The sequence below is a fragment of the Treponema ruminis genome, from assembly GCF_014201975.1.
GTDB lineage: Bacteria > Spirochaetota > Spirochaetia > Treponematales > Treponemataceae > Treponema_D > Treponema_D ruminis.
Genome location: NZ_JACHFQ010000007.1, coordinates 100,027 through 123,524 on the forward strand (window position 1 = coordinate 100,027; position 23,498 = coordinate 123,524).

The following is a 23,498-nucleotide window of genomic DNA, read 5'->3' on the forward strand; positions in this document are numbered from 1 at the left end:
CGCACGGATGCGGGGTAAAAGCAGAGAGAGAAAATTCTGTTTGCCTTTAGGTGAACAGAATTTTCTCGTTAGATAAAAAATTACAGGAGGTAATTTTTTATCTTTGGATACGTCCTGATCCGTCGCCGCCTGCGAGCTTGTTTACTTCGTCTTCAGAAACCATGTTGTAGTCTCCGATGATTGAGTGTTTCAAGCATGAAGCTGCAACTGCCCAGTTGATTGAGTCCTGTGTGCTCATTCCTTTGAGCTGTGAGTGGATGAGACCGCCACCGAATGAGTCGCCGCCGCCTACGCGGTCAACGATCCACATCTCGTATTTCTTTGAGAATGCGTAGTCTTTGTCATCAACGTAGAGAAGAGCCTGCCAGTCGTTGCGGTTAGCGTTGATTGAAGAGCGGAGAGTGATTGCAACTTTTTTGAAGCCGAATTTCTCTTTGAGCTGGCGTGCAACTGAAACGTAACCGTCGTTGTTGAGCTCGCCCTTAGTTGTGTCTGTTCCTTCAGATTTGATTCCGAATACGTCGTTTGCGTCATCCTCGTTAGAGATACAAACATCAACGTACTTACAGATTTCTGTCATAGCTGCACGAGCTTCGTCTTTTGTCCAGAGCTTTCCGCGGTAGTTAAGGTCACAAGATGTTGTGATTCCCATTTCGCGGGCTGTTTTACAAGCTTCGATACAAGCTGTTACCATGTTTGGTCCCAAAGCCGGTGTGATTCCTGTGATGTGGAACCATTTTGCGTCTTTAAGGATTTCTTTCCAGTTGAATTCTTCTGGTTTTGCGAGCTGGATTGAAGATCCTGCACGGTCATAGATACATTTTGAGCCACGCTGAGAAGCGCCTTTTTCATTGTAGTAGATACCAACGCGTGGACCGCCACGAACGATGTACTCTGTGTGGACGCCGTATTTGCGGAGTGAGTTGACTGCTGCCTGGCCGATTTCGTGTGTCGGGAGCTTTGTAACGAAATATGATTCGTTTCCGTAGTTTGCGAGAGAAACAGAAACGTTAGCCTCACCGCCACCGAAAGTTGTTGTCATTGAATCAACCTGTACGAAGCGATAATAATCTGCAGGCTGGATGCGAAGCATCAATTCACCAAAAGTAACTACCTTTGCCATAAAAGTCTCCTACTAAAATTCGATTTTATAGAAAGTATATGACAGAGTAAGTGCTTCCACAATTAAAGATTATGCTATGAATTTGTAATTTAGTGACAGTAACAGGCTGATATGAATGTCGGAAAATTCTCAAATCCCTTTTGCAAAAACTTAAAATAAAATTTGCAAAGTTTTAAATTTAGATTAATAATAGAAGATATATCAAAATATGATTTTAAAACATCTTTTCTATGGAGTGTAATTTTTATGGAGTCTAAAATGAAGAAAAAAAGCGTTATCCGGAGGATTGTTGCCATAACAGGTATCATCATTGCAGTTCTATTCTTTGTATTGATTGAACTGACTACAACCTTCGTCAACAATTCTACGGTAGACATGGCAGAAAGTGACGTTTCGGTCATGGCTGAGTCTTATTCAAACTATGTCGCATCCTGGCTTGACGAAAATTTAAATCTCCTTGATTTCTATACAAAGGCCGATGTCGTTCATAATTTCGGTAGCTATGATGAAATCGGTGAATGGCTTGCATCCACCCCGAGCCGCCGTTCTCCGGAAATTGACTATGTTCTTTTCATCACGGCAGAAGGAAATACTTACTACGATTCGGGCAAGCGGGGTAACAACTCAGACCGTGCCTACTACAAGGCTGTCATGGGTGGAGCCGATTACTACATCACTGACCCGACAGTCGCAAAGGCTACCGGCAAAGTTTCAATCATGCTTGTCCGCCCGGCTTTTGACATGAGCGGCCGCAGGGTTGGAATGTTCGTCGGTGTAAAGACAATCGACAAAATCCAGCAGAAAATCAGCAGTTTCTCACTTGGTAAGCACGGTTACGCTTTCATGCTTTCCGGCACCGGCATGGCAATGTGTCATCCAAATTCAGAAATCCAGATGCAGAAGAATTTTGCAAGTGATTCAATTGACGGTCATGAAGATGTTTCTGCCATCGCTTCATCAATGATAAACGGAAGTACTTCAAGCGCAACTATTAAAAGTTTTGTAATTCCGGGCGAAAAGGACTTTATCTTCTATCATCCGGTTGAAAAAACAAAATGGTCGATCGCAATCGCAGTTCCGGAAAGTCAGCTCGCTGAGTCTGCAATCCGAATCCGCAACGTTTTGATTGTCAGCAACGTCACAATCGCAGTCATAGTCCTTCTTGTAATCATTCTCTTCATGATCGTTTGCTTCAAGCCGCTCAAAGTCGTTGTTGAAAGCATCATCGGCATCGCAAGCGGCAATGCTGACCTTACAAAACGAATCGAAGTCAAAAATAACGACGAAATCGGTTCGGTCGGTTTGGGATTCAACCAGTTCATTGAGAAACTTCAGGAAATCATCGCCGAGGTCAAAAATTCCAAGGAATCTCTTTCTGATGTTGATGCAAGCCTTCAGTCAAGCATTTCCGAGACTGAATCGGCAATTTCTGACATCAACAATAACCTCAATTCATTCAGGCAGGTTCTCGCCGAGCAGACCGAAAGCGTAAACGGCACGGCAAGTGCTGTCACAGAAATCACTTCAAACATTCAGTCTCTCGACAACATGATTCACAATCAGTCTTCCGGCGTAACACAGGCCAGCGCGGCTACCGAAGAGATGATTGGAAACATCAGCGCAATCAACGCTTCAATCGAAAAAATGGCCGGAGAATTCGCTTCATTGCAGGAAAAGGCAAATCTCGGTGCTTCAAAACAGGCAAATGTTAACGATCAGATTGGTGAAATTGAAACTCAGTCGGCAATGCTCCAGGAAGCAAACGTTGCAATCGCCTCAATCGCAAGCCAGACAAACCTTCTCGCTATGAACGCCGCAATTGAGGCTGCTCACGCCGGTGAGGCAGGAAAGGGCTTTGCGGTCGTTGCAGACGAAATCCGTAAGCTTTCAGAAACATCTTCTGCCCAGTCAAAGACAATCGGCGACCAGCTGCAGAAAATCCGTTCTTCAATCGAAGGTGTCGTTTCTTCTTCTTCAGAATCAAGTGCGGCATTTACGGCCGTTTCTTCAAGCATCCGCGAAACAGACCAGCTTGTCCGCCAGATTCGCGCCGCAATGGAAGAGCAGTCGGAAGGTTCAAAGCAGGTTCTCGAAGCCCTTCACGTTATGAGCGACAGCACAGGAAACGTTCGTGCCGCTGCTGAGGAAATGAGTGCTGGCAGCCAGCAGATTTTGCAGGAAGTCTCACGGCTCAAAGACAGTTCTGGTTCTTTGAACAGCTCTGTTGCTGAAATCAATTCAAGCGCCCGCAAAATCAGCGAGACTGGAAGCGCCCTCACAGATATTTCTGTCGAGATGAACCGCTCAATCCAGAAGATTGGCAGCGAAATCGATCAGTTCAAAGTATAAGCGGCGCCTCATTAAAGCAGCTGCTTAAGCTTACAGTTTTCAATTCCCGCGTCCCAGAAATGGGCCAGCGGGATTTTTTTTACCTGGCAGATTATGCTGGAATTCATGGCTCCGTGGCCGACGATAAGTACGTCTTTTCCGGCTTTCAAATCCGGCTCCACGACGTTTTTAAGGAAGTCGCCTGTGCGCGCAAAAAGCTCTTCAAAAGACTCGCCGCCCTCTGCCGGAAGGTATTTTTCCGGCTCCTTAAAGAAAGTGTAGGCCTGAGTTTCTGGATTTTTGTAGGCGTTTTCGATTCCTTCAAGAACTCCGAAGCTCATTTCAATCAGGCGGTCGTCAATTATGATTGGAAGATCCCGCCCCTCTAAAAAGATTTGGGCGGTTTCTTTGGCACGCACCAGCGGAGAACAGTAGCAGACATCGAAGTGCACGTCCCTGTATTCGAGCCGGGCCTTTTCTGCCATCTGGCGGCCCTCGTCGTTTAAAGGAATGTCCGTGCGTCCCTGCAATTTTTTGAGATTATTCCAGTCCGTGCGGCCATGCCGCATGATGTATAGACTTCCGTGTGGCAAATTACTCACCACATCCACCGCAGCCGCCACCACAGCTGTCACAGCCGCCGCCACAACTTCCGCATCCACCACCGCAGCCGCCGCCTACGAATGGCTCAAGTTCTTCTTCGGTTGGCTCGCGGACGTCAACTACCTCGACATCGAAGCAGAGTTTTTTGCCTGCAAGCTCGTGGTTTCCGTCAACAGTGATTTTGTCTTCTGTGACTTTTGTGACTTTTACAATCATCGGACCTGTGGCTGTGTCTGCCTGGAACTGCTGGCCGACTTCAATCGGGAAATTTGCGTCGAACTGGCTTCTTGGTACTTCTGCAACCAGTTTTTCATCGTATTCACCGTAGCCCATAGCAGGCTCGATTTCTGAGTGGAATTTGTCTCCCGGATTTTTGCCTGTAAGTTCCTGCTCCAAACCTGGAATGAGGGAGCCGATTCCGTGCATGTATTCAAGTGGCTCGCCACCAACAGATGAGTCGAGCTGATTTCCTTCGACGTCTTTAAGGGTATAATGGATTTTTACCATCTTCTGATTTGAGATTTCCATAAATGCTCCTAAAATAATAATATAGCTGAATTACTTTCTATAAAAATAAAGAAAATTCGGCTTTTATTCAAACAAATTCTACAAATTCTTCAATAATATGATATAATTCTTATGTATTTATGCTGATTTTCGAATTACTAGACGGAGACGGACCAGGATTCCTTCAAGTCCGCAGTCAGGTTTTAGATTTTCTCACTGTCAATGAACACAAAAGTGTTTCCTTGGTCGATCACTTTTTAAAAAAAGACACGAAAATTCTCTACATTCTCGATCAGCGCAATACAATCTGGGGCGTAATTTCAATTTCAGCTGGCGGTCAGATTCTTCACTGTCTTGAAAGCGACATCGTTCTTCCCATGCTTCAGGAATATTTCGCAGCTGTCCGTCCGGCCAAAATCTTCAGCATTATCGGCGAGCAAAAGTACACCGATGAAATTGCCAAAATTTTTCTCCAGCTTTATGGCACCGTTCCCAAACTCAAAAACGAATACGCTTTAATGGAATATAATCAGGCGGCGGCAGAAGAGGCTGCCTTAAAAGAAAAAGTCGATTCCCGCAAAAAGACCTTCCTTTCAGGCTGCCAGATTTTTGACTGCAAGGAATCTGATTTTGACGACCTTTTCCCCATTCAGCGCGAATACGAAATCGAAGAAGTCCTCATCAAAAAAGAAGATTTCAACGAAAAGAACTGCAGGATTTTGCTCAGGCGTTCATTGCAGGCTGGCGAAGTCTTTGGCGTGCGCTACAATGGCCGGGTAATCGCAAAGGCCGCAATCAACGCAAAGGGCCAAAACTGCATTCAGCTTGGCGGCATTTTCACCGACACCAATTTCCGCAACAAGGGAATAGCCACATATCTCGTAAAAACTTTAACTCAGCGTTTCCGAAAAGAAGGAAAGACAATCGTCCTTTTCGTCAAAAAAGTGAATGCCACCGCTATTGCCGTTTATCAGAACTGCGGATTTGCAAGTTTCGCTGACTATAAAATCATGTATTATTAAAAATTAGCATTTAAAATCGAGGAATTTATGCAGAATGATTTCAATTTCTGCCCAAATTGCGGCGGAAAGAATATCAAGAACGTGAACATGCGCAAGTGGAAGTGCGACGACTGCGGATTCACCCTTTACAACAATGTCGCGGCTGCCGTGGGCCTTGTCATTCAGAATGAGCAGGGAAAAGTCCTTTTTGAAAAGAGGGCCAAGGAGCCCCGCAAGGGCTTTCTCGCTCTGCCTGGCGGATTTGTTGACCCCAACGAAAGTGCCGAAGAAGCCTGCTTCCGGGAGTGCAGGGAAGAAATCGGCGTTGAACCCCTTTCGGTAAAATACATAGCCACTTTCCCGAACACTTACGAGTACAAGAATGTCCTTTACAAGACCTGCGACATCTTTTTTGAGGCCATTCTGCCCAAAAATGCAGAACTTCACGCCCAGGAAGGAGAAGTCCTTGGCTTTGAGGAAGTTTTGATTCAAAGCGAAGAAGATTTAAAAGATATTCCCCTGGCTTTTGAAAGTGCGAGAAAAACGCTAAAATTGTGGCTCAATAACAAATAATTTTTGAAATTATCCAGAGGCTTTATGACTGTAATACAAATTGCTTATTTTGGAATGCTTGGAATAGCTCTTTTGGGCTATATTGGAATTTTGTGTTCGATTCCCCATCGCCGCAAAAAGATTTTTGCCCAGGCCGGAGTCTGCGTTAAGCCGCTCAAAGTTGCTTCCTCAAAAAAGTGGATGGCGATTGCGGTCGCGGGCTTTATTTTGATTCTCGTTGTTCCGCTCAGAAATTATTCCTGGTTCGTGAACATTGTCCTGCTCGGCACGGCTTTGATTGCCGCAGAAATTGCAGCGCGTGAGGCCAGCGGCTGTGGAAAGGCCGGCATCTACGAGAACATGCTCATTTCAGGTACAAACGCCGTTTTGTGGACAGACATTCTTGCCCTTCCGACTCTTGCCTACGAAAATGACCCGGAAACCACTCAGGTAGACTTTAAGACTTTGCGTGTGATTTTGAATAACGGTCAGGAAAATCAGATTCTTTTTGAAAGCGAAGAAGAGCGAAGACAGGCTGTAGAAGAGATTTTAAAACTTGCTCCGAACTTGAAGCCCTAGGAATGCGGGGCGTTACGGGGTGTCCCCGTAGAAGGGGTAGCGGAAAACGCGGAGCGTTTGAAGCGAGGGGGAGACTTCCCCCTCAATATATTTAATCGGACCCCAGCTTTGCTTGAAAGGCCCGGAAGGCAAAAAAATGAGTCGCCCTAAAGCGACTCATACTTTGCAAGGCGTCTAGCAGAATCGAACTGCTGCATAACGGTTTTGCAGACCGCTCCCTTACCGCTTGGGTAAGACGCCAAAGTGATAATAATATACACAAAAGCATGAACTTTGTCTAGTCCAATAGAAAGATTATTTGAAATTTGATAGAATGAAGCACGTTTTATGAAAAAAATATTTTCCTTTGTTTTCTTTTTTTTGATTTTTTTTACGATTTCCGCCCAAAAATCAAAGGGTGCCTCAAATAATTCAATTCCTTCTGAGTCAAATTTCTGGAGCGATTATCCCAACGAAGAGCTCGCTGATTTTTTAATTTCCAAAATGAGCGACGAGGAACTTCTTGCCCAGATTTTTATGTTCGGCTGGGCTGGCGAAGAACCCAGTGCCCTTTTGAATCAGTGGGTCCTTGACCGGGGCCTGGGCAGCGTAAAAGTCTTTGGCTGGAACACGGACAACACCGAAAAGGTTGCAAAGTCGATTTCCATGCTCCAGCAGGAGGCTCAGAGCCGTCATTTGCAGATTCCGCTTTTTGTTGCGACTGACCAGGAGGGCGGATGGATCCGTCACGTTAAGGGCGACACGACTGAAACTCCGGGCAACATGGCGATTGGCGCTTCCCAGTACCCGATTGACGCCTATTACAGCGCATATTACATTTCCCGCGAGATTAAAGCCCTGGGAATCAACATGAATTTTGCTCCCACGGTCGATTTGTACACCAACCGGGATTCATCTGTAATCAACGTTCGTTCTTTTGGCGAGGACGCGGAATTTGTTGGTCAGCTGGGCTCTGCCTTTGTCGCAGGCTCGATTGCGGCTGGCGTAATTCCTACGGCCAAGCATTTTCCAGGCCACGGCGACACAAGTTCAGACTCGCACGTTAAGCTTCCGGGCGTTTACATTGACTGGGAGCAGGCCGAAAAGCGAGAGCTCGTTCCCTACAAATATCTGATTGCCCAGAATATTCCTGCCATCATGAGCGGTCATCTTCTTTATCCGCGGATTGAGCAGGATCCGGTTTCACTTTCACGCGGCTGGCTCCATGACATTCTCCGCGAAAAACTGGGCTTCAAGGGCTTGGTCATTACTGACGACATGATGATGACAGGTGCCTGGGGCTATGCGGGCAGCAGCTCGGAGGCTTTCAAGCGGGCAATCGAGGCCGGAAACGACATTATTTTGAGTTCCCGCACGGCTGAGCTTGACGAGCGCCTCTGGACGATGAATCTTTCGAACATCCGCTCTAATCCAAACTTCCGCGAGATTGTCACAACGGCAGCGAGAAGGGTAGTTCTTTCAAAGCTCAATTACTTTAAGGGCGGAAACGCGGCTCCACTTTATCCGGAAATTGCCCGTTTAAAGGAGCAGATTCCGGACAGGGAAGGGCAGAAATTCTTCCTTTCTCAGGCCTGCCGCTCGATTACTCTCTATAAAAAAGGGACTTTCCCCCTTCAAAACAATGGCGGCAAAATTCTGATTGTCGGACCGAGTGACATTGCTCAGGGCGTGGAGTCTCCCTTCTTTATCGAGGCAAAAAAACGCTATGAGGGAGCTGACAGCTATAAAATCAACTACGACGGTCTTGGACCCATTGGCATAGACTGGAACGGAAATCAGCTGGAGTACATGGCTGGCAATTACGATACGATAATTTTTTACGTCCCAAATGAAGAGGGAGCTGCAATTGCGAAAAGGCTCAAGAATTGCGGTAAGCGGGTGATTATCCTCTCGGCTCTGGCTCCAATCCCGGTAATGAGCGGCTTTGACTTTGCGGATACGATTTTGCTGGGCTACAGCTATTCAAATTTCACTTACCAGGCGTTGTTCGCTGCCCTTGCAGGAGAGTTTGAGCCGAAAGGTACGCTGCCTTTGAACTAAGAGGGGAAAGCCTTCCCCTGCGCGCCCACTTCGTTGGTCGCTACCCCTTCTGCGGGGACGTCCCCGCAACGCCCCTAAAAGTCAGGAATCACCTTCTTCGTAGTATATTTAAAATCCGTGGCGTGGGAGTTTGGGAGCTTGCCGTCAATACGGTCATTTTCTTTCTGGAGCTGGAGTTTTATCAGCTCTTTGAAGGCCGTCATCAGGCACTCTGGATTTACTGATTTATCCACGATTTCGGCTTCCTGCATTTCCTTTATCAGATAGTAACAGGTTTCAATCGTTGAGACACATTCTTCGCTTGGTTCTTTTTTGAAAGTGTAGATTGAGCGGTATGATTTTGCGAAAGAGAGTTTTGGAAGAGCCATGATGTTGGTGCTCAGCTTAATCATCTTTTTTGAGCAGAACCATGTTGAGTCGATGATGATTGCCAGCAGCTTTTTATTGCCAATCTGGGCCTTAAAGCCTTCTTTTTGGGCGTTCCAGGCGTCTTCACCGGGGTAGAGAAGCACCGGATAATAGCGTTCGTCTGCCAGAAGCTCGCAGAGACGCTGGTGCTTGGTAAAGTCTATCCCGACAAGAATTTCAGAATCAATCAGCCCTGCATGAGCTACTCGGCCTGTTCCCGTGCGGTTCCTTTTGGCCTCTTTGGGGTGCATAAGGAAAACAAACTTAATCCCCGGCTCAAACGGCGGAACATACTTGCAAAGGCAAGTTTCAACAGGTCTAAGGCATTTGTAACAAATTGTACGCATGGGCTGATTGTAAAGGGTTTACATTTTCTTTTCAATCACAAGCGTCAGTCCGAGGGCTGCAAGGATAATCAGCAATGCAACGAGCATTGAAGCTCCGTCTGAAGCTGAGCCTGATTCAATCTTGAACTTGCTGCTGTTGTATCTTGCTCCGACTCCTTCAGGAACGCTGTCCGAAAGTGCGAAGAGGTCTCCGAGCAGGAATATGCCGTTTTCATCGCGTGCAAGGCGGTTGAAAGACTTGTCCCCATTGAGGCCGCTTGCGATGCTTTCAAAATCTGCGTTTACAAAGGCTTCCTTGCCGAGTTTTACGCCGCTCTTGTTTACGGCTTCTGCTCCGTCGAAGAAGTAGTTGTCATCGCTGTCGAGGCGGCCCTTCATTTCAGGGTCCTTGCTTTCGTCGAAGCGGTCACGTCCAAGTCCGGCTGCAGAAAGCATGCCCTTTACCTGAACTGTTCTCGGATACTGGTCAGCGTTTCCCTTTCCGTAAAGGTTGAGGTTTGACACTTTGTTTCCGTAAGCCGTACAGTTTTCGACAATCAGGGCCGGGTTTGAGTTAGTCGTGATTCCGTTCAAGTCGTTGTTGAATGAAATTGAGTTGCGGATGATGTGCTTTACGGCAATTCCGTCGCCGCCGAGCTTGAATCCGTTTCCGTCGCCCTTGCCTGTGTTGTCAATCTTGCGTCCGTTGTTGTATGCGATACAGTTGTCGATGATTACGGCTCCGATCGGGCCTGTCTCAATCTTTGCGTACAAGTCCCAGCCGTCGTCAACGTTGTGGTGAGCCACGCAGTTTCGGAATACGTTTCCTTCGCCTGAAGTAAGTTTTGATGCAAAGCCGTCTGCATTGTTCTGGGCAGGGTCGCAGTTTCCGAATGATTCACAGCCGTAAACGAGGTTGTAGCTAGGCCATTTTTCTGCTGGTTCTGAAGCCCGTCCTGAAATCTGGATTCCGGTGTCACCGTTCAGATATGTGTCAACCATGATAATTCTGTTGTAGTTTCCGGCAATCTGAAGGGCCTTGCAGTCGTCCGGAGTTCCAGTGATGTCGATGTTCTGGATTGTCCAGTAGTTTCCGAAAAGGTTGAAGGCAGTTGTTCCGGTTTTTGCGCTTGAGAAGTCGATGATTGCGCGCTTTGCCGGATCTTCTGACATGAGGACCTTGCGTTCTGTTTCACTACCGTTGTTTCCGCGTTCAATCCAGAGGCTTGAAGAAGGATAGTATTTTCCAGGAGCAAGGAGGATTGTCTGACCCGGTTTAACGTACTGAATTGCAGAAAGCAAATCGAGAGGATCATCTTTTGTTCCCTTGCCGAAGACCGAGCCTTCTTTTGAAACGTAAAGATATTTGCCTGAGAAAGTCATTGAAATTACTGTGTGAGAGTAAGTAACAGGATTGTAGTTTTCTTCGTAGGCGTTTACGTCGAGATTTTTGTTGAACTGGGCGATGACCTGTTTTGGCTCCGGCTTAAATCCGTCTTCCGGGTCAAAGGTTACGATGAGGTCGTTGTTGCCCTTGTTGATTTTGATGACTTTCTTGAAGTCTTTTTTAGCCTCAACTTTTCCAGAAGCGATGAGGACGCGGCCTTTTGTGTCCTCGACGTGAATTGTTCCGTTTGAGTTTGCATTGAATACGAAAGGATATTCCTGATTGTACCATGTTACAGGGCAGTCGATGAGGGTTGTAAGAGGAACAAGCTCAGGCGGCTCTTCAAGGGCCGGAGGATCATTTTTCGGGTCAGTTACCTTGAATTCTACGTCGCTGAATGTTGCGTTACATCCTCGCGCTACGGCAAAACCAACGTAGATGTGCTCAGGGTCGAGCTGGGTAAGCTTTTTGTTCTCTGTGTCGTACATGAGGAATTCTTCGACTGAATCCTCAGATGCGATTGCCCTCTTGTAGATTGCATGGTAGCCGGTGTTGTCTTTTTTGAGGGTGATTCGGTATACGTCGCCAGTTTTGATTGCGTCAGAAGCCTGGTCGTAGCTGAATGCCTTGCTTACGCTTGAACATTTGTTTTTGATTGCAGCGTCACCTTCCTCAATGATTGAATCAGTGATTCCGGAAACGAAGCGTGAACCGAGTCCGTCCTTGATTTCCTTTTTGACGCCGTTTACATGAGTTGTGAATTTTCGTGAAATTACGCCTGCCGAGTTGTTGTAGGCGATGACCATTGATTCTCCGTCAATTCCCAGACGGTCGATTGCAAGAAGACCGAATCCTTCCTGACCGTCAGCAGTCGGGTTGTGGTAGTCAACTGTTACGGTTGCAGTAAGCTCGAAGTTTTCCTTGAACGGATCCAATTCTGTGTAATAGAAGGAAATACCGTCGAAGAATGTTTCGAATTTTCCGCCCTTGTCGATGATTGTTCCGGTCGCAGGATCGAATGTACATGAATTGAGCTTAACCTTGAGGTTGTCGGAATCAAGAAGCTGGAAATTGTTTCTGCCTGGATTTGTAGAAGTTCCGAATTCAGTGAAATTCCAGACCCGTTCTGCCTGCTCTCGGACAGTCTTTTTGATTGTGTCAGAAGGGAATGATTCGTTTCCGCGGACAGCGCTTACAGTAAAGCTTGATACAGTTCCAGCCGGAATTGAAACTTCTGCCTGAAGTTCCTTTGTCTTTGGAAGTGAAACTTTCTTACCGTTTTCGTCTGTGTAAGAAAGAATGTAGCCCTCTGCCTCAGGAACCTGGCTCCATGAGACCAGGACCTTTCCGCTGCCCAGGTTTCTTGCCATAAGCAGGGCTTTTCCCAGAGGAAGTGAATATTTGAATGTCACCGGTGCGGAAGCGTGTTTTTCGCTTTCGCCGTTGCGTTCTGCGTATGCGATGAATGTGTATGTTCCAGTTTTCTGAAGGTTGAAAGTTGCTGTTTTTGCCTCTTTTCGGGTTCGTCCGTAAGCTTCTTTTCCAGAGGCACCAGAATCTGACTTATAGCTTACATAGCCCTTGTCTGCTGCATCTTTTGATGTGTTGCTCTTAAAAGAGACCTTGATTTCGTTAGGTCCGGTCTGCTCGATTTTAGTAATTTCCGGAGCTGCCACCTCATTCCACGGCTTTTTATCCGCAAAAGAACCAGCCACCGCAAGCAAAGCGACAGCACAAGCCAAAATAATTTTCTTCATAATTTGAATCTCCTCTTATCCTGTTTGTAGAAAAGCAAGGAAGAAATATTAAATTTAATTATAGCACATATTGCAAAAAAAACGGCTGGAGTCGGGGTTCTGACAAAAAGCCGCTTGAACTTGTTCACCGCGACATTTTTGTCAGGTTTCCGACGGGAAGCCGTTTTTTTATAACTTTCAGTTAATCAAAATTTAATAATTATTTAGTGATTTCAATCTTGTAGATGTAAATACCGCCTGAAGTGCTGTAAACACCGTATGTTCCAGACTCAGTGACTTTTGTAGTATCAGCATAAACACCGTCTTCGTACATAGAAGTTGCCGGAATTAATTTAATTTCAGCCTGTGTATCTACGTTTACAAGGTGAAGCGGGCGAGAGCCGTTCTTTCCTGAATTATTGCAACAGATTGTGATTTTTTCGCCGGCTTTAACTGGGAAAGTAATGATGCGCTCCATTTTTTTGACGCTTCCAGAACCTTTTGTTGAGATTACCTGTGTGAAAGTGTCTTCGCCGTAAGTCTTGGCATCATTTTTCTTAACTTCCATTGGTTTTTCTGCTGAAGCGTAAAGAACGAATCCGTCCTCTTCGTTTCTCTCAGCATTAATCGGCCCCTTTTCAAGGTCGTTTGCACAGATATATCCTTCTGCAAAAGCAAAAGTTCCGAACATAAAAGCCGCTGCAAGAACAGCAATAATCTTTTTCATAAAAAGAAATCCTCCATTTATAATGCACTTTAAGTATAGTTCCTCAATCCGTTAAAAAACATACAGATATTTTCAAATTTCCGATGTTTTCCACATGCCTTTTTTTTATTTGAAAAAAATGTTAAATTTACTTTATGAATCTTTCAGACATTTTTGTTTTAATTTTTATCGGTGGAAATCTATTCAGTTTCCTTTTCAACATGATTCTTGAGCGGGTTGATTTTTCTTTCCGCAAAAAGCACGGACGCGAAATCCCGGAAATCCTGAAGGACCATGTCGATGCCCAGACTTTGGAAAAAACATGTCTTTACGAGGACGCAAAATACAAAATCTGGATTCCTAGCAGCATTCTTGAGCTGGTGCTTTCCCTTTATCTTGTTTACTGCTTCTTTTACCCGGCTCTTTTGGAGAGAATATGCAGCTGGACGGAAAACTCTTTCTTCGTTGCCGTTCTCTTTATAGTTCTGGGCGGAATCCCTGGTGCAATCCTTTCAGTTCCTTTTGCCCTCTATTCAGAATTCGGAATCGAAAAACACTTCGGCTTCAGCAATATGACTTTGGGCATGTGGATCGGCGATGAAATAAAGGGATTTTTGATTAATCTTGTCATCATGGCGCCACTTCTTCTGGCAATGATCGGCCTTTTCAAGTACGCATCGAACTGGTGGTGGATTCTGCTGGGCTGCGTTTACCTTGCTTTCAGTCTCGGAATATCAATCATCTATCCGATTTTTATCGCACCGATTTTCAACAAATTTACTCCGCTCGAAGATGGCGAGCTTAAGACAAGGCTTGAGGAGTTGCTCAAAAAATGCGGTTTCAAGGCAAGCGGTCTTTTCGTCATGGACGCTTCAAAACGTTCCGGCCACTCAAACGCATATTTTACAGGTTTCGGCAAGTCAAAGAGGGTCGTTCTTTATGACACTTTGATTAATCAGCTTACGACAGACGAAATTGAGGCGGTTTTGGGCCATGAGCTCGGCCACTACAAGCATCACCACATCCTCAAAAAGATGCTTTTTATGATTCCGGGCGTTTTTGCAGCCCTTTTCGCTGCCAGCCTGCTCATAAAGCTGCCTGACCTTTACATTGGATTTGGCTTTGATGTCGGAGATTTTATCCCTTATCAGATGATGTTTATCGGAGTCTTTTTGATTAGCCTTGTTTTTGGCGAATGGATGGACTTGTTCCGCCCGATTTTTAATTTCTTGAGCCGCCGCGACGAGTTCCAGGCTGATGCCTTTGCAAAGAAAATCTGTGGAAGCGGGGAGCCTCTCTGCACTGCACTAATCAAACTTAACAAGGAAAATCTGAGCGAAATCCAGGTTCCGAAGATTTACAGCGTCTTCAATTACAATCACCCGCCTCTCCTGGAGCGCATCGCGGCTTTGCGATAGTTGATTCTAATTGCGATTTATGCTAAATTAACTTCGTTGGTCAGGCGCCAGCAAATTCTTTCTTCAAAACCGTGTCAGGGCGGAAGCAGCAGCACTATGAAGATTAGAGTTGTGCATGGTCTCCCTGACCTTTTTTATTGCCCTTAGTGTACCTGTCTTTCAAGGAACTTGAGCTTGTCCTGGCGGAAGTTTGCGTCGATTTCCCTTTCAAAAAAATCTATTCCTGTGTCTGCTTCAAGCTGATAAAGATTGTATTCGTATTCATCGATGTTGCAGCTGCGCTCGTAATCTGTTGGAACGCGGTTTGGGATTCGGTAGCACTTGTAGGCTGGCTTTCCGTCCTCGTAATAAAGGGCAAGGCGGAAGAAATATGAAGGAACGGCGACCTTATTGTTCATGGCGTATTTGATTTTCATCTGGTTTTTGTCGAAAATCGGGCCGGCGTAGAGATAGGCGCTTTTCATTCGTGATGCGATAATCTGAAAGGAATTGGTGATTTTGTCCCAGACCATTTCCTTGCTGAGCTTGTTCATGAAGACTAAATTTGACGTGAGCAAAGATGATTCCCTGTATTCCTGATTATCACCGGCGTGCTCTTTTGGGAAAAGCTGAACTACCTCAAGCTTTGAGCCTTCGAAATCTTTTGGAGTGAGGCGGTAGCCCTTTACGCGGTTGTCAGTCTTCCATACTTCATTGTCGTTTGAGGTTGCGGGAGCGACTTTTGTTGCAAGAGTGTGCATTTCCCAGATTGGGATTCCGTAATTTCCTGCAAAAGCAACTGTGTAAGCCGGGTTTTCGATTAAGTAAGTTTCAGGAAGGTTTGCAGCAGGAAAAGCGATATTTTTTTGTGCGAAAAGTGGTGTTGTAATCAGCAGCAGAAAAACAAATGTTTTGATATTCATAATTCCATCCTTTGCCGTATTTTACAACATTTCGCAGTTTTTTAAAAGAGGGGATTTAAAATAAAAAAAGGTTCATCCCTTGATGAACCTAACTTTGAGACTGACACGATTCGAACGTGCGACCTCCACCTCCGCAGGGTGGCGCTCTAATCCAACTGAGCTACAATCTCATAACAAGACTTGGAGAATGCTTGTTCTTTACGGAGGCGACAGGAGTTGAACCTGCCCAGCCCGATAAGGAACTGACGGATTAGCAATCCGTTGTATTACCGCTCTACCACACCTCCAGGCTGCAATCAAAAAAAAAGCGGAGCGAGAGGGATTTGAACCCCCGATACCTTGCGGTATGCCGGTTTTCAAGACCGGTGCATTCAGCCTCTCTGCCATCGCTCCAGATAATTGATGCTTAAATAATATACGCCATTTCCAATTTTGTGTCAACAGATTTTAGAAAATTTTTTTGAAAATTTATTCATTTTTTCCAAAAAATCTGTAGCCGTTTTTGCCGCTTTCCTTGACCTTGTAGAGGGCCGAATCTGCGGCGGCGAAAAGTTCCTCGTAATTGCTGCCGTTTTCCGGGTAGAAGGCGATTCCTACGCTGGCGCTTACGCTGATGACGGTCTTTTCGTCGAAATAATCTTCGCGCAGGAAGATACATAGGTTCTGGGCTTTTTCGATGATGATTCTGCTGATTTCTTCGTCGCTGAGGTTTTTGCTGAATCTCATGAGAATGCAGAATTCGTCGCCACCGAAGCGGCTGATAAAGTCTTTTTCGGAGAAGATGAGGGAAAGCTTTTTGCCCGCGTCAACGATTGCCATGTCGCCGATAAGGTGGCCCAGAGTGTCGTTGACTTTCTTGAAGTTGTCCAGGTCGATGATGAAAAGAACAGACCGCTGTTTGTTGTCGCCTGTGAGGATGTTGCGCGAGTGCTGCTCCATTGCGGCTTTGTTTAAAAGACCGGTGAGCTTGTCCCTTTCTGCGATTGATTTTAATTCCTGCTCGTGGAGAACCTGGGAATTTACGTTTGTGATGGTGCCGATGAATTTTTTGCCGCTTCCGTCTTCTTTGTCGATCAGGCTGCCTGAAATCCTCAGCCAGATATATTCATTGTCAGTGAAATTTTTATAGCGGAATTCGCCGGTGAACTCTGAAAGGGCGTTTTCGATTGTCCTTTTGAGCTCGGTCATGACTTTTTTGTCGTCATTGTGAATCCTCTTGTAATACTCTGCCCGGATGAAATCAATCGGATATACTTTTTGCTCGGTTCCCAGGATGAACTGTGTGTCGCCTGAGAAAGTGATTTGGTGGCGGGGAACGTCGTATTCGAAAATCAGGGTCTGGGCCTGGGCGTTTGCAATCGTGAGCCTTTCGTTGTCTTTTTCGATTGAAGTGTTCTTTTTGAAAAGCCCGTAGAGAAGGAAAATGAACATTGAGATTGTAAAGGCGATTACTCCAAGAAGGACGTAAACCCAGAATACAATGGCGGCCTGCTTTTGAACGATGTAAGAATATGGAATGACTGAAATTATGTACCAGTTGTTGATTCCCAGCGGAGAATAAGCGAAAAGTTTGTAGGAATCCTTGGCGCTAAAGGTCATGAAATTCGAGTGGCTTTTGAGGATGTCGGCCCTCATCTTGCTGCTGACATATTCGCTTTCACCTTTTGCGGCATTTTTGATTAAGTCGTAAATGTTGATATTGTAAAGATTTCGTTTTTTGTCACGGTTGCAGAGGATTACGTTTCCGTCCGCTGAAATGATGTACATGTAGCTTTCGCCGGAAAAGAGCGAGACCGCAAAAAGATTTTTGAGGACGTCGTAGGAAAGGGTGCCTTTGATTGCGGCTTTTACCGAATTTTCCTGCTTGATTGGATAGATTAAGGTGAGGATGGGGTCAAGATTTTCGTCAACTTCGATTCGGTTTGAAATTTGAGGCTTGCCGGACTTTATCGCGTCGAAAAAATAGGGCTTGTTGTAGATGTTTGAAAGGTTTTTTCCCTCTGTGCTTGTCGTTGCGCCGGATTTGTTTACGATGCCGATTTTTTTGAAGTCACCGATACCTTTGGTGCGGACGATTGTCTTTTTGAGGGCCTCGTCGTTGTTCAAATCAATGTTTTCGAAATAGCGGGCCTGGGCTTCGAGCATGCTCATCTGGTCGGCAAATTTTGTCTGCAGGGTCTGGGCGTACATGGCCTGGATTTCAGAAATATTCTGCAGGGAAGTGTTGGACATAATATTCAGGGTCTTTAAACGGAAGACGAAAAGAGAAGCCGTTACAAGGGCGACAAGAACAAAAACCAGAAGAATTATCTTTGTGTTACGAGATGACAGTTTTATTCCCATAGCTTGAATTTTACTACCGAATTTAAAATTGCACAAAGAATTTCTTTAAATACTTTTCGTTTTATCATATAATTAGCAACTGTATGGAAAAAAAATCTAATAAGATCGTCTTTCTCATTTTTCTTTCTCTTGCAGTGATTTCTGCTTTTTCTTGCAAAGGAAAAAAGGAACCTGCCCGTACTGTACGAATCGCAATTCAGCCGTCTGCGGCTTTTATTCCACTTTATATAGCCCGTTTTTCAAATCAGATTGAGAATGCACTTGCTCCCAAAAACGTTACTGTCGTCTGGCAGGATTTTGAGTCAGGTCCGCCGATGAACGAGTCCCTTGCTGCTGATTTAACTGATATCGGTGTAATTGGTGACGTTCCTACAGTCCGTGCGCTTGGCGGTGCCACAAAAATGCGACTGGTCGGTGTTCCTGCAAGCGGCCCAAACGCCTACGCCCTTCTTGCCCGGGCAGATAATACTGATTTTAATTCATACAAGGATTTAAAAGGCAAGAAAATTGCCACTGTCTTTGGTTCAACCGGCCACAATTTTATCAAAAAGCTTCTTGAAAAGGCCGGACTAACTTTTGATGACATCGAATTCGTAAACATTCAGGCTTCGAGTGCAGAACTGATTCTTTCCAATTCAACTGCCGATGCCGTTGCAATCTGGGAACCAAACATCACCCGTCTTTTGGATAAGGGGCTTGCAAAAATCGTTGCCCAGGGAGACCAGACAAATCTTCGCGGTACAAATGGCTTTGTCGTTCGTGACGAATACATCGCTGACAACGGTGACGTAATTTCCGAAATCTTAAATCAGTATGCCCTTGCAGTCAAAAAAATTCCAAACCTCGACCCGCAGATGCTTTCAAAACTTTCAAAGGCCCTGAGCATCAAGGAAGAGCAGATCCTTCCGATTTCCCAGAAATACGATTTTACGGTCAGTGTCAGCAACGAGGATATTGACGCCCTTCAGGACACGATTACCTTCCTGGTCAGCATTCAGAATTTGCAGAGTGAATACATGATTGCAAATTTTGTTGACAGCGGTTATTTTAACAGATAATTTAATCAAGTCAGGAGAACAATATGGATAAGAATAAGCTTTTTCTTGGATTCATGACGGCTGCCCTAGGCTTATTTTTGCTCATTTCGCCGGATACCTTCATTTCATTCTTTGTGATTTTGCTTGGTCTGGCGGCTATTATCGACGGAATCTTCATTCTTACGGCCACCCGCGATTTGATTATCGACCCCCAGTACAAGCTGATTGTCACGGTTCGCGGAATCTTGAGCCTTGTGGTCGGCCTTCTGGCTGTGGTCCTTCCGATTGCAGTTGCGGCTGTCGTTTGGAAGGCAATGGCTTACACCCTGGCCGTTTATCTGCTTCTTTCTGTTGGAATGCAGGTCTACACAATCACCAAACTTCATCGTAACGGAATCATGATCCGCCAGTCGATGATTGAGGCTGCTTCATCCCTTGTTCTTGCCCTCGTGCTTTTCATCATTCCTGCCCAGGTTGCCGGTCACTTTTTAATCAGGCTTTTCGGAATTATCCTTCTCGTGATTGGTCTTGGCCTGGTTATAATTCAGTGGAAGAGCCGGCCGGAAGTAATTATTCCTGATTCTGTAGAAGATGCGGAAGAGGGTGAGTCTGAAAACTAAAAACTGTTATACATGGAGAATAAAATGAAAATCAAGAAACTTGAAGAAATTTTGAAGGCTAACGAGTATCCTGGACGCGGAATCGTTGCCGGCTTGTCTAGCGACGGAAAATATGCCGTTTCTGCTTACTGGACAATGGGCCGAAGCGCAGGAAGCCGCAACCGTGTTTTCGTAACAGAAACAGAAGACGGAACAGAAGTTGTCCGCACAAAGGCATTTGACGAGTCTTTGATTGCAGGTGACCCAAGCCTCATTATTTACGCTGCTGTCCGCCAGCTGGGTGCCAAAACAATCGTTACAAACGGCGACCAGACTGACACAATCTTCGAGGGCCTCAAAAAAGGCGAGACTTTCGAGCAGTCACTTCGAGTACGCAAATACGAGCACGATGCCCCGAACTTCACTCCGCGCATTTCTTCCCTGCTCAACGTCGAGGGCGGAAAATACGACTACGCAATTTCAATCTTGAAGAGCGATAACGGCAACGGCGACAACTGCCTGCGCTTCACATACACTTACGATAATCCTCAGAAGGGCGAAGGTCACTTCATACACACATACATGGGAAACGGAAATCCACTCCCAAGCTTTGAAGGTGAGCCTGAAAAAGTTGAAATCAAAGGTACAATCGACGAATTCGCAGACAAAATCTGGTCTAGCCTCAACGAAGAAAACAAGGTTTCACTTTTCGTACGCTTCATCGACATCGCAAGCGGCAAATACGAAGAGCGGATTATTAATAAAAACAAATAGTTGAAAAACTTAATCTGTACCACACTTTTAGTTGAAACTTCTCCACAAGGGCTGCCTCTCGGGGCGGCCTGTATTGCTTCGAGCGTTAAGGCTGATTCACGCACGAGCGGACAATTTTCAGTCTCTCTTCTGGATTTTTCACTTGAAGAGCCTGAAATCGTCGCTGAGCGCAAAAAATCCGGGGATTCTGGCCTTGCTGGCCTGATTGCAAGGCGACTTGCTTCCAAAAAGCCGGATTTTCTTGCTTTCAGCGTTTACGTCTGGAACCGCGTGATTCTTGAAAAAGCCTGCCTTGAGCTTAAAAAACTTCTTCCTTCCTGCATCTGCATTGCGGGTGGCCCGGAGGTTACGGCTGATCCCCTTTCCTTTGAAAGTTTTGACTACATGATTGCAGGTCAGGGCGAAAAGGCAATGGTGGAGCTTTTAGACAAACTGGCCCAAGATGCGCAAATTGACACGGATTCCAATGAAGCCGGCTTTGCTTTCGGCGTGCAGGGTGTATATGCAAATCAGACTGACGGAAACTCTTCGTCTGCCAGCCAGCGCGACTTACCGATAATCCGGGCCTGTCCGCTTCCTCCTGACATGACGGCTTCTCCTTATCTTGACGGCACCCTCGATGTTGCAAAATACGGCGGTGCCCTCTGGGAACTTGCCCGCGGCTGCCCCTTCAAATGCTCATACTGCTACGAGTCAAAGGGCGAAAAGAAAATCGCCTACTTTCCGATGGAGCGGCTTGAAAAGGAAATCGAGCTTTTTGCGAAGAAAAACATTTCCCAGGTCTTCGTTCTTGACCCGACCTACAACGCAAGCAAAGAACGGGCAATCAAAATGCTCAAAATCATCGAAAAAAAGGCTCCGGGAATGTTCTTCTATTTTGAAGCCCGCGCTGAATTCATCGACCGAGAGCTGGCCCGTGCCTTTGCCCGCATTCCCTGCTGCCTTCAAATCGGCTTACAGAGTGCAAACACGGAGGTTTTAAAAAACGTCCACCGCACTCTGGACAAAAAGAAATTCACCAAGAACATAGGATTTTTGAACGAGGAAGGAGTCACTTTCGGCTTCGACCTGATTTATGGTCTTCCGGGCGACAATTACAATGGCTTCTGCGAGAGCATCGACTTTGCCCTGGCTCTTTATCCCAACAATCTTGAGCTTTTCTGCCTGAGCGTACTTCCGGGAACGGATTTGCACGATTCTGCAAAGGGTTTCGGCCTTGAATGGGAAAGCAAGCCGCCCTATCACGTTTTGCGCACTCCCCAGTTCAGCGAAAAAGATCTTGAAAAAGCCGAAAAAATCTCGCTTGCAACCAACCTCTTTTACACAAAGGGGCGGGCCGTCGCCTGGTTCAATTCCGTGCTTTACGTGCTTCGAGAAAAGCCCAGCGTATTCCTTAAAAAGTTTGCTGAGGAACTGAGCGCAAGGGGGCTCACTGCAAAGGCTTCGACTGGCTCCGTCCGCGACTGGTCTGCCGAAGAAAACGCCTCTCAAATCGAGGAACTCCAGCTTTCATTTATCCAGAAGCGCTTCCACGAGAAAAAACTCGACCGCTATTTCCCGGCTGCAGAAGACTTAATCAGAATGCACGCCGCCCTCGGTCGCTGTACTTTCGATGGCTCGGAATCAACTTTTACGACACACTATCATCCGGACGACGTTATGAGCGAGTACGGAACAGACATCGAATTCTTTACGGAAAACTGCGGAAAACAGAAATGTAAGGTTAAGGTCTTCGTCGGTCAGAACGGCGCCGACTGGCGGGTGATTTAGATTTCAATCAACTTTTGGAAATTTCTTAAAAATTCATGCCCATTGCGGCACTGAACTGCCAGCGGGTGTGGGGAACGTTGTAGGCCAGTCCCATTGCAAGGGCCGGGAAGGCGATTTTTGCCAGGTAGACTCTTGTTCCTGCGTTGGGACCGTGCTCGAATTTGTATTCCTGGTCGGTGTCCCTTGTGTAGACCAGCTGATAGTCTCCGTAAAGTGAAAGCATGCCCCAGCTGAATTTTTTGAGGGCAACTTCCAAGCCCATGTTGCCGCCGATGATTCTGTCAGTTGAGAAATCGCCCGGCAGAATGTTGACTGAGCCCGCGTTCTGTTCCTTGAACATGGCGATATTGTAGTCTTTTGCGTAAAATCCTGAATATTTTTGATAGAAGCGGAGTCTGTCCGTAAAAATTGTGTGCTGCTCGCCGATTGAGAATGAAAAACTGATTGGGTGGCGGAATTCTGAAAAATCTGAGTTCGTCAGGCTGAATTCCGTACTTATTGAGGCTGAATTTGTGGACATGAAAATGCCGTTCCAGTCAGAATTTGAGTAGCCGAATGAAAGTGAAGTTGCGCCCAGCTTTATTGATTCCGGGTTTGCTCCCGGGAAATCCGAGTGGTCGTCGGTTGTGCTTGAGACGAATTTGAAATCGTTGGTGAATGAAAAGTGCTCGCCGATTTTTTCGGTTAAGGCAAAGACAAAGTTGAAAAGAACGTCATTGTATTTGAGTACGACTTTTTTGTCGAGGTTCTGATATTCCGGGGCACGCTTGGAACCAGAGAAGAAGAGTGAGAAACCGGGAATTCCGTGGCCTTTTGCCTGTTTTGAAAATGAAGCCATGCCGGTTTTTGCCGTGTTTGTCAAAAATCCGCCCAGCATGAACATGTCTTTGCGGCCGAAAGCGTTTGTGTCGAGGACGATTCCGCCTGCAAGATAGCCCGAATTTGAATACATTGCGAAAGGAAGGGGAATGAAGGTGATTTTTTCTTTGACCGAGACGTTGATTTGCGCTTCTGTGCCGGAAATTTGCTCGCTTTCGATTTTGATTTCGTTGAAAATTCCTTCCAGCTGGATTGTGGTTTCAAGTTCATGCAGTTCTTCGTCGGTGAGGGGATTTCCCAGAAATTTTTTGACTTTTGACTGAACGTAAGAATCCCGGGTTTTTCTGAGTCCTGAAAAATTGATTTTAGAAATGATGAGAGTTTCTGAGTTTTCTTCTGTTTTGAGCTGTTCTTGTGCAAGGCTGGGGAAGAGAAGGAAGGCAAGCATGAGTACAGCAAACAACTTCTTCATATCTTAAAATTGTATAAGAATTTGGCGATTTTCACAATAAAAAAAAAATGTTAGAATTGTCGGAAATT

At 45.8% G+C, this 23,498-nt stretch carries 19 protein-coding genes, 4 tRNA genes and 1 other RNA gene; 11 read left to right on the forward strand and 13 right to left on the reverse strand.

Features of this window, described 5'->3' with window-relative positions; translation table 11 throughout:
* Window positions 1–97 precede the first annotated feature (97 nt).
* A complete protein-coding gene (locus tag HNP76_RS11495) occupies window positions 98–1,123 on the reverse strand; it encodes a sugar kinase (protein ID WP_184660640.1) in 1,026 nt (341 codons plus the stop codon).
* 258 nt (window positions 1,124–1,381) lie between these two features.
* On the opposite strand from HNP76_RS11495, the gene HNP76_RS11500 reads away from it, so the two are divergent.
* Entirely contained in the window at window positions 1,382–3,472 is a 2,091-nt protein-coding gene (locus HNP76_RS11500; protein WP_184660642.1) for a methyl-accepting chemotaxis protein, read from the forward strand.
* Between the two features lie 11 nt (window positions 3,473–3,483).
* Here the strand turns inward: HNP76_RS11500 and HNP76_RS11505 are convergent, their stop codons facing one another.
* Both HNP76_RS11505 and HNP76_RS11510 read right to left on the reverse strand, forming a co-directional pair.
* Window positions 3,484–4,116: a histidine phosphatase family protein gene (locus tag HNP76_RS11505; protein ID WP_206173249.1), complete on the reverse strand. Its 633-nt coding sequence runs from the start codon at window positions 4,114–4,116 to the stop codon at window positions 3,484–3,486.
* Window positions 4,046–4,582, reverse strand: a complete 537-nt coding sequence (locus tag HNP76_RS11510; protein ID WP_184660644.1) for an FKBP-type peptidyl-prolyl cis-trans isomerase — start codon at window positions 4,580–4,582, stop codon at window positions 4,046–4,048. Before HNP76_RS11510 ends, HNP76_RS11505 begins: the two co-directional genes overlap by 71 nt.
* 119 nt (window positions 4,583–4,701) lie before the next feature.
* On the opposite strand from HNP76_RS11510, the gene HNP76_RS11515 reads away from it, so the two are divergent.
* Genes HNP76_RS11515 through HNP76_RS11525 form a run of 3 tightly spaced genes read left to right on the forward strand, consistent with a single transcriptional unit; the run spans window position 4,702 to window position 6,693 of the window.
* Window positions 4,702–5,583, forward strand: a complete 882-nt coding sequence (locus HNP76_RS11515) for a GNAT family N-acetyltransferase (RefSeq protein ID WP_184660646.1) — start codon at window positions 4,702–4,704, stop codon at window positions 5,581–5,583.
* Between the two features lie 27 nt (window positions 5,584–5,610).
* Window positions 5,611–6,135 carry an NUDIX hydrolase gene (locus tag HNP76_RS11520; RefSeq protein WP_184660648.1) on the forward strand — a complete coding sequence of 175 codons (525 nt, stop codon included), beginning with the start codon at window positions 5,611–5,613 and terminating at the stop codon, window positions 6,133–6,135.
* 24 nt (window positions 6,136–6,159) lie between these two features.
* Window positions 6,160–6,693 (forward strand): hypothetical protein, encoded by a 534-nt coding sequence (locus tag HNP76_RS11525; protein ID WP_184660650.1) that lies wholly within the window; start codon window positions 6,160–6,162, stop codon window positions 6,691–6,693.
* 168 nt (window positions 6,694–6,861) lie between these two features.
* On the opposite strand, the gene HNP76_RS11530 is transcribed toward HNP76_RS11525, so the two are convergent.
* Window positions 6,862–6,933: transfer RNA gene (locus tag HNP76_RS11530), tRNA-Cys, on the reverse strand.
* A gap of 87 nt (window positions 6,934–7,020) precedes the next feature.
* Between HNP76_RS11530 and HNP76_RS11535 the strand changes: the two genes are divergently transcribed.
* Window positions 7,021–8,733 (forward strand): glycoside hydrolase family 3 protein, encoded by a 1,713-nt coding sequence (locus HNP76_RS11535; RefSeq protein ID WP_184660652.1) that lies wholly within the window; start codon window positions 7,021–7,023, stop codon window positions 8,731–8,733.
* Window positions 8,734–8,807: 74 nt separating this feature from the next.
* Here the strand turns inward: HNP76_RS11535 and HNP76_RS11540 are convergent, their stop codons facing one another.
* From HNP76_RS11540 to HNP76_RS11550, 3 genes are all read right to left on the reverse strand, one after another.
* Window positions 8,808–9,488 (reverse strand): tRNA-uridine aminocarboxypropyltransferase, encoded by a 681-nt coding sequence (locus HNP76_RS11540; protein WP_184660654.1) that lies wholly within the window; start codon window positions 9,486–9,488, stop codon window positions 8,808–8,810.
* An 18-nt stretch (window positions 9,489–9,506) separates the two neighbouring features.
* Window positions 9,507–12,611: a right-handed parallel beta-helix repeat-containing protein gene (locus tag HNP76_RS11545; protein WP_184660657.1), complete on the reverse strand. Its 3,105-nt coding sequence runs from the start codon at window positions 12,609–12,611 to the stop codon at window positions 9,507–9,509.
* Window positions 12,612–12,810: 199 nt separating this feature from the next.
* The gene (locus HNP76_RS11550) at window positions 12,811–13,317 is read right to left on the reverse strand and encodes a hypothetical protein (RefSeq protein WP_184660659.1); all 507 of its coding nucleotides are present in this window, start codon (window positions 13,315–13,317) and stop codon (window positions 12,811–12,813) included.
* Window positions 13,318–13,451: 134 nt separating this feature from the next.
* Between HNP76_RS11550 and HNP76_RS11555 the strand changes: the two genes are divergently transcribed.
* Together HNP76_RS11555 and ffs are read left to right on the forward strand one after the other, a co-directional pair.
* On the forward strand, window positions 13,452–14,714 hold the full coding sequence (locus HNP76_RS11555; protein WP_184660661.1) for a M48 family metallopeptidase: 1,263 nt from the start codon (window positions 13,452–13,454) through the stop codon (window positions 14,712–14,714).
* Window positions 14,715–14,752: 38 nt separating this feature from the next.
* Window positions 14,753–14,847: signal recognition particle sRNA small type (ffs, locus tag HNP76_RS11560), an RNA gene on the forward strand.
* A gap of 10 nt (window positions 14,848–14,857) precedes the next feature.
* Here ffs and HNP76_RS11565 read toward each other — a convergent pair.
* From HNP76_RS11565 to HNP76_RS11585, 5 genes are all read right to left on the reverse strand, one after another.
* On the reverse strand, window positions 14,858–15,616 hold the full coding sequence (locus tag HNP76_RS11565) for a DNA/RNA non-specific endonuclease (protein ID WP_184660663.1): 759 nt from the start codon (window positions 15,614–15,616) through the stop codon (window positions 14,858–14,860).
* Window positions 15,617–15,711: 95 nt separating this feature from the next.
* A tRNA-Arg gene (locus tag HNP76_RS11570) sits at window positions 15,712–15,786 on the reverse strand.
* A gap of 31 nt (window positions 15,787–15,817) precedes the next feature.
* Window positions 15,818–15,903 (reverse strand) — tRNA-Ser (locus HNP76_RS11575).
* A 21-nt stretch (window positions 15,904–15,924) separates the two neighbouring features.
* Window positions 15,925–16,009, reverse strand: a tRNA-Ser gene (locus HNP76_RS11580).
* Between the two features lie 75 nt (window positions 16,010–16,084).
* Entirely contained in the window at window positions 16,085–17,959 is a 1,875-nt protein-coding gene (locus tag HNP76_RS11585; RefSeq protein ID WP_184660665.1) for a sensor domain-containing diguanylate cyclase, read from the reverse strand.
* 83 nt (window positions 17,960–18,042) lie between these two features.
* On the opposite strand from HNP76_RS11585, the gene HNP76_RS11590 reads away from it, so the two are divergent.
* From HNP76_RS11590 to HNP76_RS11605, 4 genes are read left to right on the forward strand one after another with little or no spacing between them, the layout of a single operon-like run.
* Window positions 18,043–19,017 (forward strand): ABC transporter substrate-binding protein, encoded by a 975-nt coding sequence (locus HNP76_RS11590; RefSeq protein WP_184660667.1) that lies wholly within the window; start codon window positions 18,043–18,045, stop codon window positions 19,015–19,017.
* Window positions 19,018–19,040: 23 nt separating this feature from the next.
* Window positions 19,041–19,616, forward strand: coding sequence for a DUF308 domain-containing protein (locus HNP76_RS11595; RefSeq protein ID WP_184660669.1), 576 nt, complete (start codon window positions 19,041–19,043; stop codon window positions 19,614–19,616).
* A gap of 24 nt (window positions 19,617–19,640) precedes the next feature.
* Window positions 19,641–20,369: an IMP cyclohydrolase gene (locus HNP76_RS11600; RefSeq protein ID WP_184660671.1), complete on the forward strand. Its 729-nt coding sequence runs from the start codon at window positions 19,641–19,643 to the stop codon at window positions 20,367–20,369.
* On the forward strand, window positions 20,370–22,139 hold the full coding sequence (locus tag HNP76_RS11605; protein ID WP_184660673.1) for a B12-binding domain-containing radical SAM protein: 1,770 nt from the start codon (window positions 20,370–20,372) through the stop codon (window positions 22,137–22,139).
* A 25-nt stretch (window positions 22,140–22,164) separates the two neighbouring features.
* Here HNP76_RS11605 and HNP76_RS11610 read toward each other — a convergent pair whose 3' ends face one another.
* Window positions 22,165–23,430 (reverse strand): POTRA domain-containing protein, encoded by a 1,266-nt coding sequence (locus HNP76_RS11610; RefSeq protein WP_184660675.1) that lies wholly within the window; start codon window positions 23,428–23,430, stop codon window positions 22,165–22,167.
* Between the last annotated feature and the right edge of the window lie 68 nt (window positions 23,431–23,498).

Bases quoted from the DNA above. Each gene is read 5' to 3' on its own strand.
- HNP76_RS11495 (WP_184660640.1), bottom strand. From the start codon at position 1,123: ATGGCAAAGGTAGTTACTTTTGGTGAATTGATGCTTCGCATCCAGCCT.
- HNP76_RS11500 (WP_184660642.1), top strand. From the start codon at position 1,382: ATGAAGAAAAAAAGCGTTATCCGGAGGATTGTTGCCATAACAGGTATC.
- HNP76_RS11510 (WP_184660644.1), bottom strand. From the start codon at position 4,582: ATGGAAATCTCAAATCAGAAGATGGTAAAAATCCATTATACCCTTAAA.
- HNP76_RS11515 (WP_184660646.1), top strand. From the start codon at position 4,702: ATGCTGATTTTCGAATTACTAGACGGAGACGGACCAGGATTCCTTCAA.
- HNP76_RS11520 (WP_184660648.1), top strand. From the start codon at position 5,611: ATGCAGAATGATTTCAATTTCTGCCCAAATTGCGGCGGAAAGAATATC.
- HNP76_RS11525 (WP_184660650.1), top strand. From the start codon at position 6,160: ATGACTGTAATACAAATTGCTTATTTTGGAATGCTTGGAATAGCTCTT.
- HNP76_RS11535 (WP_184660652.1), top strand. From the start codon at position 7,021: ATGAAAAAAATATTTTCCTTTGTTTTCTTTTTTTTGATTTTTTTTACG.
- HNP76_RS11540 (WP_184660654.1), bottom strand. From the start codon at position 9,488: ATGCGTACAATTTGTTACAAATGCCTTAGACCTGTTGAAACTTGCCTT.
- HNP76_RS11545 (WP_184660657.1), bottom strand. From the start codon at position 12,611: ATGAAGAAAATTATTTTGGCTTGTGCTGTCGCTTTGCTTGCGGTGGCT.
- HNP76_RS11550 (WP_184660659.1), bottom strand. From the start codon at position 13,317: ATGAAAAAGATTATTGCTGTTCTTGCAGCGGCTTTTATGTTCGGAACT.
- HNP76_RS11555 (WP_184660661.1), top strand. From the start codon at position 13,452: ATGAATCTTTCAGACATTTTTGTTTTAATTTTTATCGGTGGAAATCTA.
- HNP76_RS11565 (WP_184660663.1), bottom strand. From the start codon at position 15,616: ATGAATATCAAAACATTTGTTTTTCTGCTGCTGATTACAACACCACTT.
- HNP76_RS11585 (WP_184660665.1), bottom strand. From the start codon at position 17,959: ATGGGAATAAAACTGTCATCTCGTAACACAAAGATAATTCTTCTGGTT.
- HNP76_RS11590 (WP_184660667.1), top strand. From the start codon at position 18,043: ATGGAAAAAAAATCTAATAAGATCGTCTTTCTCATTTTTCTTTCTCTT.
- HNP76_RS11595 (WP_184660669.1), top strand. From the start codon at position 19,041: ATGGATAAGAATAAGCTTTTTCTTGGATTCATGACGGCTGCCCTAGGC.
- HNP76_RS11600 (WP_184660671.1), top strand. From the start codon at position 19,641: ATGAAAATCAAGAAACTTGAAGAAATTTTGAAGGCTAACGAGTATCCT.
- HNP76_RS11610 (WP_184660675.1), bottom strand. From the start codon at position 23,430: ATGAAGAAGTTGTTTGCTGTACTCATGCTTGCCTTCCTTCTCTTCCCC.